Here is a 381-nt window from a genome sequence, read left to right as displayed (position 1 = left end):
AGAGAAGGCGCGATCCTCTTCCAGCACGTGAACACCGCCTTCGATTCCATCGGCCGCGGCGAACGCGAACTGAAGCGGATCCATGATTTCCATATCGGGAACTTGAAGATCGGTGTCAGCAACACCCTGTGCAAATACGTCCTTCTCCCCTACTTAAAAGGATTCATCGGAAAATACCCGCACGTAAACATCGCCATCGAGAGCCAGTCCACCTACCAGACCCTCGACATGCTGGATGCCAGAAAGATCGATATCGGACTCGTGGCGGAGCCAAAAAGCAAAAAAGGCCTCCACTTCCAGCCGGTAATGGAAATCAGCGATGCATTCGTCTGTACTCCGGCCTATCTGGAAAACCTCCATCTGAGAGAAGGCAATGACACC

Annotated in this window: 1 protein-coding gene; it reads left to right on the top strand. The window is 52.8% G+C overall.

Annotated features, from left to right (window positions below; translation table 11 throughout):
* Window positions 1-381, top strand: a 381-nt coding sequence (locus tag PZH32_RS11665) for a LysR family transcriptional regulator (protein ID WP_275208420.1), incomplete at both ends; no start/stop codon positions are given.

The sequence above is a fragment of the Adlercreutzia equolifaciens genome (genome assembly GCF_029076695.1).
Taxonomy (GTDB): Bacteria; Actinomycetota; Coriobacteriia; order Coriobacteriales; family Eggerthellaceae; genus Adlercreutzia; species Adlercreutzia equolifaciens_A.
The sequence above is the reverse complement of the archived record's forward strand: the minus strand, read 5'-3'. Positions and strand labels throughout refer to the sequence as shown.